This window comes from Streptomyces sp. HUAS MS02 (assembly GCF_055702265.1).
The window spans coordinates 4303823-4317896 of sequence record NZ_CM146747.1 but is presented as its reverse complement, the minus strand read 5'-3'; the positions used below and the strand labels follow the sequence as shown (position 1 = coordinate 4317896).

Genomic DNA, 14074 nt, shown 5'->3' with positions numbered 1-14074 from the left:
ACGCCAGGAGGGAAACGCGAACGTGGACGCCGAGCTGACCAACAGGAGCCGGGACGCGATCAACGCGGCCAGCAACCGGGCCGTGTCCGAGGGACACCCCGACTTCACCCCCGCCCACCTGCTGCTGGCTCTGCTCCAGGGGCAGGACAACGAGAACATCACCGACCTGCTCGCCGCCGTCGACGCCGACCAGGCGGCCGTACGCGCGGGCGCCGAGAAGATCCTCGCCGGTCTGCCCAGCGTGACCGGCTCCACCGTCTCGCCGCCGCAGCCCAACCGCGAGCTGCTGAGCGTCGTCGCCGAGGCCCAGGCCAAGGCCAAGGAGCTGGGCGACGAGTACGTCTCCACCGAGCACCTCCTGATCGGGATCGCGGAGAAGGGCGGCCAGGCCGGGGACGTACTCTCCCGGCAGGGGGCGAACGCCAGGAAGTTGCAGGAGGCGTTCCAGAAGGCAAGGGGAGGACGCCGGGTGACCACCGCCGATCCGGAGGGCCAGTACAAGGCCCTGGAGAAGTTCGGGACCGATTTCACCGCCGCCGCGCGGGAGGGGAAGCTCGACCCCGTCATCGGCCGGGACCAGGAGATCCGCCGGGTCGTGCAGGTGCTCAGCCGCCGTACGAAGAACAATCCCGTGCTCATCGGTGAGCCGGGCGTCGGCAAGACGGCCGTCGTCGAGGGGCTCGCCCAGCGGATCGTCAAGGGGGACGTGCCCGAGTCGCTGAAGAACAAGCGGCTGGTCGCGCTCGACCTCGGCGCCATGGTCGCCGGGGCCAAGTACCGGGGCGAGTTCGAGGAGCGCCTGAAGACGGTCCTCGCCGAGATCAAGGACTCCGACGGGCAGATCATCACCTTCATCGACGAGCTGCACACGGTCGTCGGCGCGGGCGCCGGCGGCGACTCCGCGATGGACGCCGGCAACATGCTCAAGCCCATGCTCGCGCGAGGTGAGCTGCGGATGGTCGGCGCGACGACCCTCGACGAGTACCGCGAGCGCATCGAGAAGGACCCGGCGCTGGAGCGCCGTTTCCAGCAGGTGCTGGTCGCCGAGCCGACCGTCGAGGACACCATCGCGATCCTGCGCGGACTCAAGGGCCGCTACGAGGCCCACCACAAGGTCGTGATCGCGGACGCGGCGCTGGTCGCCGCCGCCACCCTCTCCGACCGGTACATCACCTCCCGCTTCCTGCCCGACAAGGCCATCGACCTCGTCGACGAGTCCGCCTCCCGCCTCCGGATGGAGATCGACTCCTCGCCCGTCGAGATCGACGAGCTCCAGCGGTCCGTGGACCGGCTCCGCATGGAGGAGATGGCCCTCGACAAGGAGACCGACGCGGCCTCCCGCGAGCGTCTGGAGCGGCTGCGCCGCGACCTCGCCGACAAGGAGGAGGAGCTGCGGGGCCTCACCGCCCGCTGGGAGAAGGAGAAGCAGTCCCTCAACGCCGTCGGTGAACTCAAGGAGAAGCTCGACGAGTTGCGCGGCCAGGCCGAACGCGCCCAGCGCGACGGCGACTTCGACACCGCCTCCAAGCTCCTCTACGGCGAGATCCCCACGCTGGAGCGGGCGTTGGAGGAGGCCTCCGAGGCGGAGGAGGAGGCCGCCGCGTCCAAGAACACCATGGTCAAGGACGAGGTCGGCGCCGACGACATCGCGGACGTCGTCGCCTCCTGGACCGGCATCCCGGCCGGCCGCCTGCTGGAGGGCGAGACCCAGAAGCTGCTCCGCATGGAGGACGAGCTGGGCCGCCGTCTCATCGGCCAGACCGAGGCCGTACGGGCGGTGAGCGACGCCGTACGGCGCTCCCGCGCGGGCATCGCCGACCCGGACCGCCCCACCGGCTCCTTCCTCTTCCTCGGCCCGACCGGTGTCGGCAAGACCGAGCTGGCCAAGGCCCTCGCCGACTTCCTCTTCGACGACGAGCGGGCCATGATCCGCATCGACATGTCGGAGTACAGCGAGAAGCACAGCGTGGCCCGGCTGGTCGGCGCGCCCCCCGGCTACATCGGCTACGAGGAGGGCGGCCAGCTGACCGAGGCCGTCCGCAGGCGCCCGTACTCCGTGGTCCTGCTCGACGAGGTGGAGAAGGCCCACCCGGAGGTCTTCGACATCCTCCTCCAGGTGCTGGACGACGGCCGGCTCACCGACGGCCAGGGCCGTACGGTCGACTTCCGCAACACCATCCTGATCCTCACCTCGAACCTGGGCAGCCAGTACCTGGTCGACCCCGTCACCACCGAGGCGGAGAAGAAGAAGCAGGTCCTGGACGTGGTCCGGGCCTCCTTCAAGCCGGAGTTCCTCAACCGTCTGGACGACCTGGTCGTCTTCTCCGCCCTGAACAAGGCGGAGCTGGAGCGCATCGCCAAGCTCCAGATCGACCGCCTCTCCAAGCGGCTCGCCGAGCGCCGCCTCACCCTGGAGATCACCCCCGAGGCCCTGGCCTGGCTCGCGGACGAGGGCAACGATCCTGCCTACGGCGCCCGCCCCCTGCGCCGCCTCGTCCAGACCGCCATCGGCGACCGCCTCGCGAAGGAGATCCTCTCCGGCGAGGTCAAGGACGGCGACACGGTCCGGGTGGACGTGTTCGGAGAGGGAGAGGGCCTGATCGTGGGGCCGGCGACGGGCACACCGGCCACCTCCGCGACGGACGGCCGGACCGCCCCCGGGACGGACGGCCCGACCGCCCCGTCGATGGAGAAGAAGAACCCGTGACCGTCGATGTCGAAGGAGCAGAACGCGTGACCGGGGGTACCCGAGAACGCGTGACCGGGGGTATCCGAAAGGTTCCCGTCCACGCTCGTAGCTGAATCCGCGGGCGAATCCCTTCCCGGATCCGGCCAAGGGCGACGAACCACGCGGGGCGGGGGTTGCCACTCCCGCCCCCGCATGGGGGAGGATGGCGGAATCCGTACGAAGGGAAAATCACGGTGAGCATCGACCCGTCCTCGATTCCGAACTTCGGGGGCCAGCCCGAGCCGCAGCCCGGCCCGCCGCCCGGCCCCGTGGTCCCGGATCAGGACCTCGTGAAGCAGCTCCTGGACCAGATGGAGCTGAAGTACGTCGTCGACGACGAGGGTGACCTCGCGGCGCCGTGGGAGGAATTCCGTACGTACTTCATGTTCCGTGGCGAGGGTGACCAGCAGGTCTTCTCGGTGCGCACGTTCTACGACCGCCCGCATCAGATCGACGAGAAGCCGGCTCTGCTGGAGACCATCGACGACTGGAACCGCCGCACCCTGTGGCCCAAGGTCTACAGCCACACCCACGACGACGGCACGGTCCGCCTCATCGGCGAGGCCCAGCTGCTGATCGGCACCGGCGTCAGCCTGGAGCACTTCGTCTCGTCGACGGTCAGCTGGGTGCGCGCCGCCATCGAGTTCGACAAGTGGCTCGTCGAGCAGCTCGGCCTGGCCGAGGACGTCGACGAGGCCGACAAGCCCAAGGACGACAAGGACGACGAGGGCGACGCGTAGCCGCCCCGCCCGCTTCCGTGGCCACCGGCGGCGACTGCCCCCGGTGGCCGTCCGGAGGGACGCCAGAGGGCGAAGCCCTCCCTCTCGCCGAGCGCACCGCAGTCACCAGCTCGGGCGCGGCCTTGCCCGGTGTGCCCCAGTCCTGCTGATCTCCGAGGTCGTCGACCTCCTCCGCCCGCAAGGACGGCATCCCGACCTACCTGGTGGTTGACCCCTACGCCCAGGAAGTCGTCCTCCACACCCAGCCGACCGGCACGGGTTACATCGCGGCACACACCCACAAGTACGGCACGGGCAAGCTCCCCATCCCCTTGGCCGACGGCCGCACCTTCACCCTCGACCTCGACGAGCTCCCGCGTCCGGAGTGAGCAACCAGCCCTCACCGCGGTGGTCATGCCATTCAGCCGACACGTCTCTCGTCGAGCGCGTCGAAGTACGTGAGGTACCCCTTCTCCTGCCCCCATGTATTGGGTATGGACATGACATGCTGCTGTCCTCTTGAATGCCAACACAAGATCGGCGCCGCCCCAGCGCCTCTCATGTGCCCCCGGTGCCGCCCACACGCGCCCCCAGGCATTTCTCCAGGAGACAGAAGACACTGATGAGTCGGTTACGGCAGCACGTCCGAGGTTCCCGTCTCGCCACCGTCGGCATCGCCGCCACCACCACCGCCACACTGCTGGCCGCCGCACTCTCCCCGGCCGCCGACGCCGCCGACAGGCCGACGCGTGCCACCGCCCTCGACAACGCGGCGGCGGTCCTCGCCGACCGGGCCGCGATCCTGGGCCTCACCTCCGCGCAGGACACCTCCGTGCGTGACGTGGTCGTGGACAAGGACGGCGCCCAGCACGTCCGGTACAACCGGACGTACCGCCAACTCCCCGTGCTCGGCGGCGACTTCGTCGTCCACCTGGCGCCCGACGGAACGTACCGCGGCGCCGACCGGGCGGCGAGGACGGCGATCTCACTGCCGAGCACCACCCCCAAGGTGCCGGCCCCCGAGGCGGCCGACGTCGCCGCGAAGGCCCTGCGCTCGGCCAGGCCGGGCGAGACGCTGAAGCAGGTGAAGGCCAGCCCCCAGCTCGTCGTCGACGCTGTGCACGGTGCCCCGAGACTGGCCTGGCGCACGAACGTCTCCGCCCTGGACTCCCTCGGCAACCCGGTCGCCCGCGCGGTGCTGTCCGACGCGCGCACCGGCGCCCAGATCGACGCCTGGGACACCATGGAGACCGTCGCCGGCGACGGCCAGTCCCTGTACAGCGGCACCGTCCCGCTGGAGACGACCCTCTCGGGATCGACGTACCAGCTCAAGGACCCCACGCGCGGCAACACCTACACCGGTGACGCGGCCGACAGGACGGACGTGTGCGGCGGCGGCACCTGCAGCGGCCGTGTCCCCCTGACCCTCTTCACGGACGACGACAACCACTGGGGCACGGGCACGACCGCCGACCGCTCGACAGTCGCCCTCGACGCCCAGTACGGCAGCGCCATGACCTGGGACTACTACAAGGACGTCCACGGCCGCAACGGCATCGCAGGCGACGGCAAGGGCTCCTACAACCGCGTCCACTACGGCAACAAGTACTCCAACGCGTACTGGACCGACGACTGCTTCTGCATGACGTACGGCGACGGCAACGGCGTCCACTTCGGGCCGATGGTCGGGCTGGACGTGGCCGCCCACGAGATGTCCCACGGCGTGACCTCGAGAACCGCCGGACTGGTCTACACAGGTGAGTCCGGCGGCCTGAACGAGGCGACGTCCGACATCCTCGGAACGCTGGTCGAGTTCCACGCGGCGAACCCGCAGGACCCCGGCGACTACCTGATCGGCGAGAAGGTCGTCCGCTCCGGGTTGGGGCGCGACGCCCTGCGCTACATGGACAGGCCGAGCAGGGACGGCGGCTCCGCGGACTACTGGAGCGGTTCCGTCGCCAACCTCAGCGTCCACTACTCGTCCGGCGTCGCCAACCACTTCGCCTACCTCCTCGCGGAGGGCAGCGGCACCAAGACCATCAACGGGGTCAGCTACAACTCCCCGACGTACAACGGCTCGACCGTCACGGGCATCGGCCGCGCCAAGCTCGGCGCGATCTGGTACCGCGCCCTGACCGTCTACATGACGTCCACGACGAACTTCGCCGGCGCGCGGACGGCCACCCTGAACGCGGCCCGCGACCTCTACGGCGCGGGCAGCACGGAGTACGACACGGTCGCGGCGGCCTGGAGCGCGGTCAACGTGAACTGAGCGGCATCGTGCCCCGGACGTGTCACACGGCGCGGCCGGTGGCGGCGGCTCGACGCCGGTCGGGCGGGCCGTCCGGCGCGCCCCGCCGCAGCGCCCTCGGGCCGCGGGACGGGCATCGGCTCGCGCTCCGCCGCAGCGCTCTCGGGCCGCGGGACGGCATCGGCTCGCGCTCCGCCGCGGGTGCGCGAGCAGCGGCCCTCACGCACCCGCGGACCGGAATGGGCCGACCCCGCGGAGCACTACGGCTCGGCAGGGCGCACCCGGCGGCGCTCAGGTCCAGCCGGTTGCCGGTCGTGAAGCAGGCCGCGATCCTGACCGGTCCCGCAGGGCGGCGGTCAGCCCGCGAATGCCTTGCGTAGCCGTTCCGTCGCGTCTGTCAGCACCTCGGTGCGCTTGCAGAACGCGAACCGTACGAACGGGGCGCCGGCCTCCCGGTGGTCGTAGAAGACGGCGTTCGGGATGGCGACCACGCCCGCGCGCTCGGGCAGCGCGCGGCAGAAGGCGAAGCCGTCCCTCTCGCCCAGGGGGCGGATGTCGGTGGTGATGAAGTAGGTGCCGACCGTGCGGAACACGCCGAACCCGGCGTCCGCGACTCCCGCCGACAGCAGGTCGCGCTTGGCCGGCATGTCCGCTCGGAACGCGTCGAAGTAGCTGTCCGGCAGGGCGAGGGCCTCGGCGACGGCGTACTGGAACGGCCCGGACGCCACATAGGTGAGGTACTGCTTCGCCGAGCGCACCGCCGTCACCAGCTCGGGCGCGGCCGTCACCCAGCCCACTCCCTGTTCGCACACCTATTCGTGTGCGGTGCGGGGCAGGTCGCGAGGAGGGCACTGTGCCCGACCCCGAGTCCTGTCAGCTTTCGTAGTGGTAGCGGCACTGTGCGATCAGGACGGGGGCTCAGCTCCCGTCCGTCCAGTACTTCTGGAGTCGCGCGACCGCCTCGTCCTTGGTCATCCCGGCCACGGTGTCCTCGCCGACGCCCACACGGTGGATGAGCAGATGCACCAGGTCCGCGGGAAGGGCCTCGCTCGGCGGCTCGGGGGCACCTCGGTCAGGCAGTTCGCCGTGCTGGGCGCAGGCCCAGAACTCGTCCTCGGTGACGTCCAGTTGGTCCCGCAGGGTGTGTCGCCACATCGCGGCGCCGTACGCGGTGCGGTCCACCGGGTGCGAGATTCTGGTACGCAGGACCCGGCCGTCGTGCAGGGTGAGTTCGTAGGTCACGTGATGGGTACCGGTGCGCCCGCGGGCGTCCCGAACGCGTTCCCACTTCTCGGCACGGCAGAAACGGTCATGATTCTCGCGGTCGGGCTGGGGCCAGGTCACCGTGGAGCACCCACCAGCCAGTCGCGCAACTGTCCGTCGTCACTGAGAGCGATCAGCTGCACCAGGCCCCAGTTGTCCGCGTGGTTGGGTGCGGTCCGCAGCCTGTCCTGCCAGTCCTCGGCATACTCGCGAAGGACCTGGACCATCTCCCCTATGGCTTCGTCGAAGGTAGCCCCGTCGGCGGCCAGCGGCAGGCCTGGCAGAAAGACGGACCAGCCGCCCGCCTCGGCGACCACCTCCGCCTTTGAGGGGCACACCAGCGACAGATAGTGGCGCAGCCGCTCCACGTCCACGACTGCCGAGCGCCCGGAGTCACGGCGTACGGTCGCCACCCGTCCCTCGTCGGCCGCGTCGAGGAGGTCCTTCAGGTGTGCGCGCGCCTGGGTGTAGCTCTCGTAATGCACAGCGGCCATGACCTGCCTCCTCGATCGTCCGGCCTTCCCAGCGTGCACCCCTCCGTCACGTACGTCAAGTACTTCACGTACGTGACGGAGGGGTGCGGTCGCTGGAGGCGGGATTGCTCCAGAGCCTCCTGTCGTCCGCCTCGTCCCGGCGCAGCGTCCGCTGACCTCGGACGGCCTCGCGGCGGCGGTGAGATCCACGCGAGAGGCCGCCCAGGAGCAACCGCCCAGGACCAACCGCACAACGGCAATACCAACAGGTAGGTGGCCGGCCCGACCTCATTCAGGACGCGAGATGCTGCAGGCGGCTCGTGGCTTCGTCGAGAATCTCGTCCCTCTTGCAGAAGGTGAAGCGGACCTGGCTGCGGCCGGCGTCGGGGTCGTCGTAGAAGACGGAGTTGGGGATGGCGACGACGCCGCAGCGTTCGGGGAGGGCGCGGCAGAAGGCGTAGGCGTCCTTCTGGCCGAAGGGGGTGATGTCGGTGGTGATGAAGTACGTGCCCTGGGGCTGGTAGACCTCGAAGCCGGCCGCGCGCAGGCCGTCGCCGAGCAGGTCGCGCTTGCGGTGGAGGTCGGCGCGGAAGTCGTCGAAGTACGAGTCCGGCAGCCGCAGGGCTTCGGCGATCGCGTACTGGAACGGGCCGGCGCTGACGTACGTCAGGTACTGCTTGGCCGAGCGGACGGCGGCGACGAGATCGGGGGCGCCGCTGGCCCAGCCCACCTTCCACCCGGTGAACGAGAACGTCTTGCCCGCCGAGCCGATGGTGACCGTCCGCTCTCGCATCCCCGGGAACGTCGCCAGCGGCAGGTGCTCGGCGTCGTCGAAGACCAGGTGCTCGTAGACCTCGTCCGTCACCACCAGCAGGTTCCGCTCCACCGCCAGCTCGGCGATCGCCGTCAGCTCCTGGCGGGTGAGGACCGTCCCGGTCGGATTGTGCGGCGTGTTGATCAGCAGCAGCCGCGTCCGGTCGGTGACGGCGTCCCGCAGCTCGTCGAGGTCCAGCCGGAACCGCCGGCCCCCGCCCTCGTCGCCGGGCCCCTCGCCCTGTCCCTGTTCATCGGACGGCCGCAGCGTCACCGGTACGCGCGTCCCGCCCGCCATCGCGATGCAGGCCGCGTACGAGTCGTAGTACGGCTCCAGGGCGACCACCTCGTCCCCCGGCTCCAGCAGCCCGAGCAGCGCGGCCGCGATGGCCTCCGTGGCACCGGCGGTGACCAGCACCTCGGTGTCCGGGTCGAACGTCAGTCCGTACCGGCGCCGCTGGTGGTCGACGATCGCGGCCCGTAGCTCGGGCACCCCGGGACCCGGCGGGTACTGGTTGCCCCGGCCGTCCCGCAGTGCCCGTACGGCGGCCTCGCGGATCTCCTCGGGGCCGTCCGTGTCCGGGAAGCCCTGCCCGAGGTTGATCGACCCGGTCCGCAGGGCGAGCGCCGACATCTCGGCGAAGATCGTGGTCCCGAACTCGGCGAGCCGCCGGTTGAGCGCGGGGCGGGGGGCGGGGGCGGGGTTGGCGCTGGAGGTCATGGCCGCCATCCTGCGCCGAAGCTCCGGAGTTCCTCAACCCGCGTTCGGAGTGTGGCGCCCGAGGTGTCGCCCCACGCGCCGGCCACGCGCCGCCCGGCCGGGAAACCCCGGCCGGGCGCCGTGCTGCCCGGGATCAGGCGGGCGGACCGTCGAAGGAGGACCACTCGGACCAGGCGTCGTCGGGGTGGGTGCTCACCTTCCACGACGACACCGAACCGTTGTCGGTGCCGACCACGATCTGCGGACGGCCGTCCGTCAGGGTGGCCACACCCACACTGCGGGCCGACCCCGGCAGGCCGTTGAACTTCGTCCAGTCGGCCCAGGCGGCGCTCGCGTCGGTCGTCACCTTCCAGGTGCTCCACAGCTCGCCGGTTTCGGACACGGCGAAGATCTGCGGCCGTTCGTCCGTGAGCGGGGCCGCGGCGAGCGACACCACGCGGCCGTGGTCGAAGGCGAACGGCTGCCAGTCGGTCCAGCCGGCGTCCGGGTGCTCACTGACCTTCCAGCGGGTGAACAGCCCGTGGTTGCTCCCCGCGAACACCTGCGGACGACCGTCCGTGAGCCGCGCCGACGTCATGCTTCGAACAGACATATGATCCGACTCCCTTCTCAACGCCCAGACAGCGTTCATGTCCCTCCCCTCGGCTCCAGCGTTCGTGCGGCCACCCGGAACCGCAAGTCGGACGACCCCCGAGCTGCATGTCTGCGCAGGTCAGGAGGTGTTGACCCGAGAGAACCCTCTGAACTTGCTCAACTCGTCTTTGACCGGTGAGACGCCCGGGCATCCCCACGTCACGCACGGCCCACGGGGGGTTCGTACGGGGGAACGAAAGGCGGGTGCCGTCATGGATGGCTTCTTCATTCTCTTCCTGGGCGCGGTGGCCCTGATCGGTGTGCTGTCGTCGCTCGGCCGAGGCGCGCGGCGCAGCCGCCGTCGCAGCTGGTGGGCGGACGGCGGGTCGTCCCACCGGTCGTCCGGGGGAGGCAGCTGGTTCTTCTGCGGCGGCGGCTCGTCGTGCGGCGGCGGGTCGTCCTGCGGCGGGGGAGGCGGCGGTGGCGGCGGCTGCGGTGGCGGCAGCTGAGGACGTGCCGCCGCGCGCGAAGCTCTGGACTTGCTCAACTCGGCTTTGAGCGGTCACCGGCGGGGGCATCCCCGCCACACGCAAGTGAGCGAGGCACCCACGGGGGGTCGCTTCGGGGGACACAAGCAAGGAAGAGGGGAGGGTGGGCCATGGCGGAAGTCGGTCTCATCCTGGTGCTCAGCGCCATCGGTCTGGCCATCGTCGTCGGAGTCGTCAGGAGTTCGCGGCGACGCGGCCGGCGCGGCAGCTGGTGGGCGGGCGGGGGCTCGTCCGGGGGTTCGTCGTCCAGCGGTTCGTCGTGCGGGAGCGGTTCGTCCTGCGGCGGAGGGTCCTCCTGCGGAGGGGGCGGCGGCTGCGGTGGCGGCAGCTGACCGCGCGACAGCGCCACGAAGGAAGTTGGGCGACATCGCCCACGAGCGAAGTGCGGCAACAGCGCCCACGAGCGAAGCGCGGCAACGACATTGAGCGAGGCACCCATGGGGGTCGCTTCGGGGGACTACAGGACAAGAGGGGAGGGGTGACGCCATGAACGCGATCGTGGTGATCGGCGGCATCATCCTGGCGGTGGTCTGTGTGACGACGGTGGTCGGCGTGGCCGTCAACCGCGGCAGGGCGAACGCGGCTCGTACGGCGGCAGGGCGCCGTCGGACGTCCGCCCGGGGCGGCGGCGCGTACCGCGGCGGCCGCAGAGGCAGCGGCGCCCACCACAGCAGCTCCGACAACAGCTGGTGGGTGCTCGGTGCGGCGACCGCCGGCGACTCGGGATCGTCCCACTCCTCCAGCGACGACCGTGGTTCGTCGTCCGGTGGTGGTGGCTCGTCCTGCGGCAGCAGCAGTGGTTCCTCGTGCGGAAGCAGTAGTGGCTCGTCCTGCGGTGGCGGGTCCTCCTGCGGAGGTGGCGGCGGGGGCGGATGCGGTGGAGGCAGCTGACACGGGGCAGCCGAGCTCCACGACACGAGCGCCCGCCGGGACGAACCTCCCGGCGGGCGCTCGCGTGTCCCGGTCTGCGTGTTCAGGTCCGGGTGTCCAGGTCCGGGTGTGTAGGTCCGGCACGAGGGGGCAGGCGCACCGATGCGGCGCTTCTTCACGCCTGAGTACGCCGGGTGGGCCCGGTTGTCCGGCAGGCGCTCCCCCGAGTTCGCGCGCCCGGCCCGGTGGGCGCGCGGGGAGCGCGTCGACCGACGGGGCGTACGCCTGGTTGAACAGTTGAGCTGGGCAGCCCTCGGGGGGATGGAAAGCACGTCAAGTTGGGTAAAAACGCTGTGGTGGCGCCACAGTTCATGATTCCCTATAAATCGCCAACGCAGCCCCCGGACGTCCCTCCCGGCAGGCCTGACCTGGCTGACCGGACCGACCGGGACGTCGTCCTCACGTGACCTGGCTGACCGGGCCTCAGCTCCCGGTGCCGACCGGGGTGCGCCGGACCCACCTCCTCTTCTCTTTGCGTCGCTGCGGAGCCGACCCATGCTCACGACCCTGAACACCGCCTACACCGACACGCGCGCGGCCGACCTCGCCTGGGCGCTGGGGCGCGAGCCGCTGCCCGCGCTCGCCACGCTCGATCTCGAACTCACCGGTGCGAAGCTGCAGTTGAGGCTGCTCGGCGCGTCCCACCAGGTTCTCCTGGAGGAGGAGCGGGGGAGCCACTGTTCGGAGACGGTCGCGTGCATCCCGGGATCCAGCACGCCGCTCCCGCTCGGGGTGGCCAAACGTGTGGGCGACTGGGAGTACGAATTCGCCGCGCGCGTCGAGGTCTTGTCGCCTGGGTCCTTCGCGGGCCGGGCCCAGGAACTCCTGGCGCTCGTCTCCGACCATCCCCATGGGCTGGCCGGGGTCTTCCCCGGCAGCCCGCACGCCTTCACGGCGATGCTGGCGCAGCGCCACGAGGGACAGGTGCACTGGCGTACGTGGCACGCGTATCCGCAGGACGGGCAACTGGTGGCCACGAGAACGCGGGTGGGGGTGCGGGTGCCTGCGGCGCTGTGACGGGGTGCCTGATAGCTCGGGGGTGCGGGTTCGTCGGCGGGTGCGGCTCCGGTGGGGCGTCTCGCGCAGTTCCCCGCGCCCCTAAAAGATCAGGCCCTGCGGGCCTGAAGAGCCGGGGGCTGCGGGTCCGAAAAGCCGGGGGCGCAGCCCCCGCTTTTCAGGGGCGCGGGGAACTGCGCGAGAAGCCCCACGCACCCGCGGCCGCCCACCCACCCGAACCCCCGAGCTATTAGGCACCCGGCCAAGCGTCGCAGACCACCCGTGTGGGTGACCCAGCGCAGCGTGACCGTGACGGTAGCGTGCCAGGAGTGATCGAGCCGCACGCCCCCGCACCCCCCGGCGCCCCTCCCCCCTGGCGCGGCAACGGCGGCCCGGGTGCCCAGGCGTGGCTCCCGGTCCGCCCGGGACTCGGCCGCTTCCTCGTCCTCGCCGGCGTCTTCGTCTGCGCCGCCTGCGGACTGGTGTACGAACTCGAACTCGTCGCCCTAGCCTCGTACTTGATCGGCGACTCCGTCACCCAGGCCTCCGTGGTCCTCTCGGTCATGGTCTTCGCCATGGGCATCGGCTCCCTCGCCGCCAAACGCCTCCGCCCCCGCGCCGCCCTCGGTTTCTGCGCCATCGAAGCCGCCCTCGCCCTCGTCGGCGGCTGCAGCGCCCTCGCGCTGTACGCCGCGTTCGCCTGGACCGGCGACTGGGGCGGCATGTGGGCGAGCGGCTCCCGCTACCTCCTCGTCGCCTTCTCCCTGGCCATCGGCGTGCTCATCGGCGCCGAGGTCCCGCTGCTGATGGAGCTGATCCAGCGCATCCGCCGCCAGGACGCGGGCTGCGCGGTCGCCGACCTGTTCGCGGCCGACTACGTGGGCGCGCTCGTCGGCGGCCTCGCCTTCCCCTTCCTCCTGCTGCCCTGGCTGGGCCAGTTGACCGGTGGCCTACTCACCGGCACCGTCAACGTCCTGGTCGGCGGCGCGCTCGTCCTCGGTCTGTTCCACCGCGACCTGACCCGCCGCGCCCGCTGGCTGCTGCTGGTCACCAACCTCGCCGTCCTCGGCCTCCTCGCCACCGCCGCCGTACACGTGGACGACTTCGAGCGTGCCGCCCGGCGCGCGGTGTACGGCAAGGACGTCCGGGTCGCGCTCCAGACCGGCCGGCAGGAGGTCGTCCTCACCGGTGGCCGGGACGGCCGCCGGTTCTCCCTCTACCTCGACGGCCGGCTGCGCATCAGCGGCAACGACGAACACCGCTACCACCGGGCCCTCGTCCACCCCGCGATGAACGCCGGACCGCACGCCCGCGTCCTCGTCCTCGGCGGCGGTGACGGCCTGGCCGCCCGCGAGGTGCTCCGCCACGACGGCGTACGCCATGTGGACATCGTCGAGATCGACCCGGGCGTGGTGCGCCTGGCCCGCACGGACCCGGCGCTCTCCGCGCTGAACGGCCATGCCCACGACGACGACCGGGTACGCGTCCACACGGAGGACTCCTTCGGCTGGCTGCGCGGCGCCCGGCCGACCGAGCCGTACGACGTCGTGATCTCGGACCTTCCCGACCCCGGGATCACCGCGAGCACCAAGCTCTACTCACAGGAGTTCTACGGGCTGGCCCGCGAGGTCCTGGCGGTCGACGGGCGCATGGTGGTGCACGCCGGGCCGGTGGCGTCCCGGCGGCAGGTGTTCTGGACCGTCGACGCGACCGTGCGCGCCGCCGGGCTGCGCACCACGCCCTACGGGGTCACGGCCGCCGATCCCGGTTTCGTCACCCGCCCCGACCGTACGGCCCACACCTCCCGCGCCCCGCACGACTGGGGCTTCGTCCTGGCGACCCGTCCCTCGCCCAATGACGGCCGCCGTCCGGGCCCGGCGCTGGGCACTGGGGCGACGCGGCTCAGCGCCTCCGACGGGGTACGGGACCTGCCGCCGTCGACGCTGGTGCACCCGAGGTACGCGGGCTGAGCCGTGGCCGGGGTGGAGGGGGCGGTGGGGGTGGTGGGGCGTGTGGGGCCGCGTGGGCGGAACACGAGCAATAACGCGTATGTACGGGT

Annotated in this window: 12 protein-coding genes and 2 pseudogenes; 9 read left to right on the top strand and 5 right to left on the bottom strand. The window is 71.2% G+C overall.

Annotated elements, in window-relative coordinates:
- Nucleotides 1-22: 22 nt before the first annotated feature.
- The 4 genes and pseudogenes from clpB to ACZ9QC_RS18530 form a co-directional block, all read left to right on the top strand.
- Nucleotides 23-2629 (top strand): annotated as a pseudogene (gene clpB, locus ACZ9QC_RS18545) (ATP-dependent chaperone ClpB); the annotation flags it as partial.
- Between the two features lie 293 nt (nucleotides 2630-2922).
- Nucleotides 2923-3468, top strand: a complete 546-nt coding sequence (locus ACZ9QC_RS18540) for a YbjN domain-containing protein (RefSeq protein ID WP_472921128.1) — start codon at nucleotides 2923-2925, stop codon at nucleotides 3466-3468.
- Between the two features lie 203 nt (nucleotides 3469-3671).
- Nucleotides 3672-3836, top strand: a complete 165-nt coding sequence (locus ACZ9QC_RS18535) for a hypothetical protein (RefSeq protein ID WP_472921127.1) — start codon at nucleotides 3672-3674, stop codon at nucleotides 3834-3836.
- Between the two features lie 233 nt (nucleotides 3837-4069).
- Nucleotides 4070-5719, top strand: a complete 1650-nt coding sequence (locus tag ACZ9QC_RS18530; RefSeq protein ID WP_472921126.1) for a M4 family metallopeptidase — start codon at nucleotides 4070-4072, stop codon at nucleotides 5717-5719.
- A gap of 335 nt (nucleotides 5720-6054) precedes the next feature.
- Here the strand turns inward: ACZ9QC_RS18530 and ACZ9QC_RS18525 are convergent.
- The 5 genes and pseudogenes from ACZ9QC_RS18525 to ACZ9QC_RS18505 all read right to left on the bottom strand — a co-directional run.
- Nucleotides 6055-6495, bottom strand: a pseudogene (locus tag ACZ9QC_RS18525) (aminotransferase class I/II-fold pyridoxal phosphate-dependent enzyme); the annotation flags it as partial.
- Between the two features lie 121 nt (nucleotides 6496-6616).
- Nucleotides 6617-6940 (bottom strand): cytotoxic translational repressor of toxin-antitoxin stability system, encoded by a 324-nt coding sequence (locus ACZ9QC_RS18520; protein ID WP_472921125.1) that lies wholly within the window; start codon nucleotides 6938-6940, stop codon nucleotides 6617-6619.
- A gap of 98 nt (nucleotides 6941-7038) precedes the next feature.
- Nucleotides 7039-7455 carry a prevent-host-death protein gene (locus ACZ9QC_RS18515; protein ID WP_019524270.1) on the bottom strand — a complete coding sequence of 139 codons (417 nt, stop codon included), beginning with the start codon at nucleotides 7453-7455 and terminating at the stop codon, nucleotides 7039-7041.
- 271 nt (nucleotides 7456-7726) lie between these two features.
- A complete protein-coding gene (locus ACZ9QC_RS18510) occupies nucleotides 7727-8977 on the bottom strand; it encodes a pyridoxal phosphate-dependent aminotransferase (protein WP_472921124.1) in 1251 nt (416 codons plus the stop codon).
- A gap of 124 nt (nucleotides 8978-9101) precedes the next feature.
- Nucleotides 9102-9560, bottom strand: a complete 459-nt coding sequence (locus tag ACZ9QC_RS18505) for a DUF8189 domain-containing protein (protein WP_472921123.1) — start codon at nucleotides 9558-9560, stop codon at nucleotides 9102-9104.
- 253 nt (nucleotides 9561-9813) lie between these two features.
- Between ACZ9QC_RS18505 and ACZ9QC_RS18500 the strand changes: the two genes are divergently transcribed.
- The 5 genes from ACZ9QC_RS18500 (at nucleotide 9814) to ACZ9QC_RS18480 (ending at nucleotide 13985) form a co-directional block, all read left to right on the top strand.
- Nucleotides 9814-10050 (top strand): hypothetical protein, encoded by a 237-nt coding sequence (locus tag ACZ9QC_RS18500; RefSeq protein ID WP_472921122.1) that lies wholly within the window; start codon nucleotides 9814-9816, stop codon nucleotides 10048-10050.
- Nucleotides 10051-10199: 149 nt separating this feature from the next.
- Nucleotides 10200-10421, top strand: coding sequence for a hypothetical protein (locus tag ACZ9QC_RS18495; RefSeq protein ID WP_472921121.1), 222 nt, complete (start codon nucleotides 10200-10202; stop codon nucleotides 10419-10421).
- 154 nt (nucleotides 10422-10575) lie between these two features.
- Complete coding sequence (locus tag ACZ9QC_RS18490; protein ID WP_472921120.1) at nucleotides 10576-10980, top strand: hypothetical protein; 405 nt, start codon at nucleotides 10576-10578, stop codon at nucleotides 10978-10980.
- 534 nt (nucleotides 10981-11514) lie between these two features.
- The gene (locus ACZ9QC_RS18485) at nucleotides 11515-12036 is read left to right on the top strand and encodes a DUF2617 family protein (protein WP_230214933.1); all 522 of its coding nucleotides are present in this window, start codon (nucleotides 11515-11517) and stop codon (nucleotides 12034-12036) included.
- Nucleotides 12037-12344: 308 nt separating this feature from the next.
- Entirely contained in the window at nucleotides 12345-13985 is a 1641-nt protein-coding gene (locus tag ACZ9QC_RS18480) for a polyamine aminopropyltransferase (protein ID WP_472921119.1), read from the top strand.
- The last annotated feature ends 89 nt before the right edge of the window (nucleotides 13986-14074 follow it).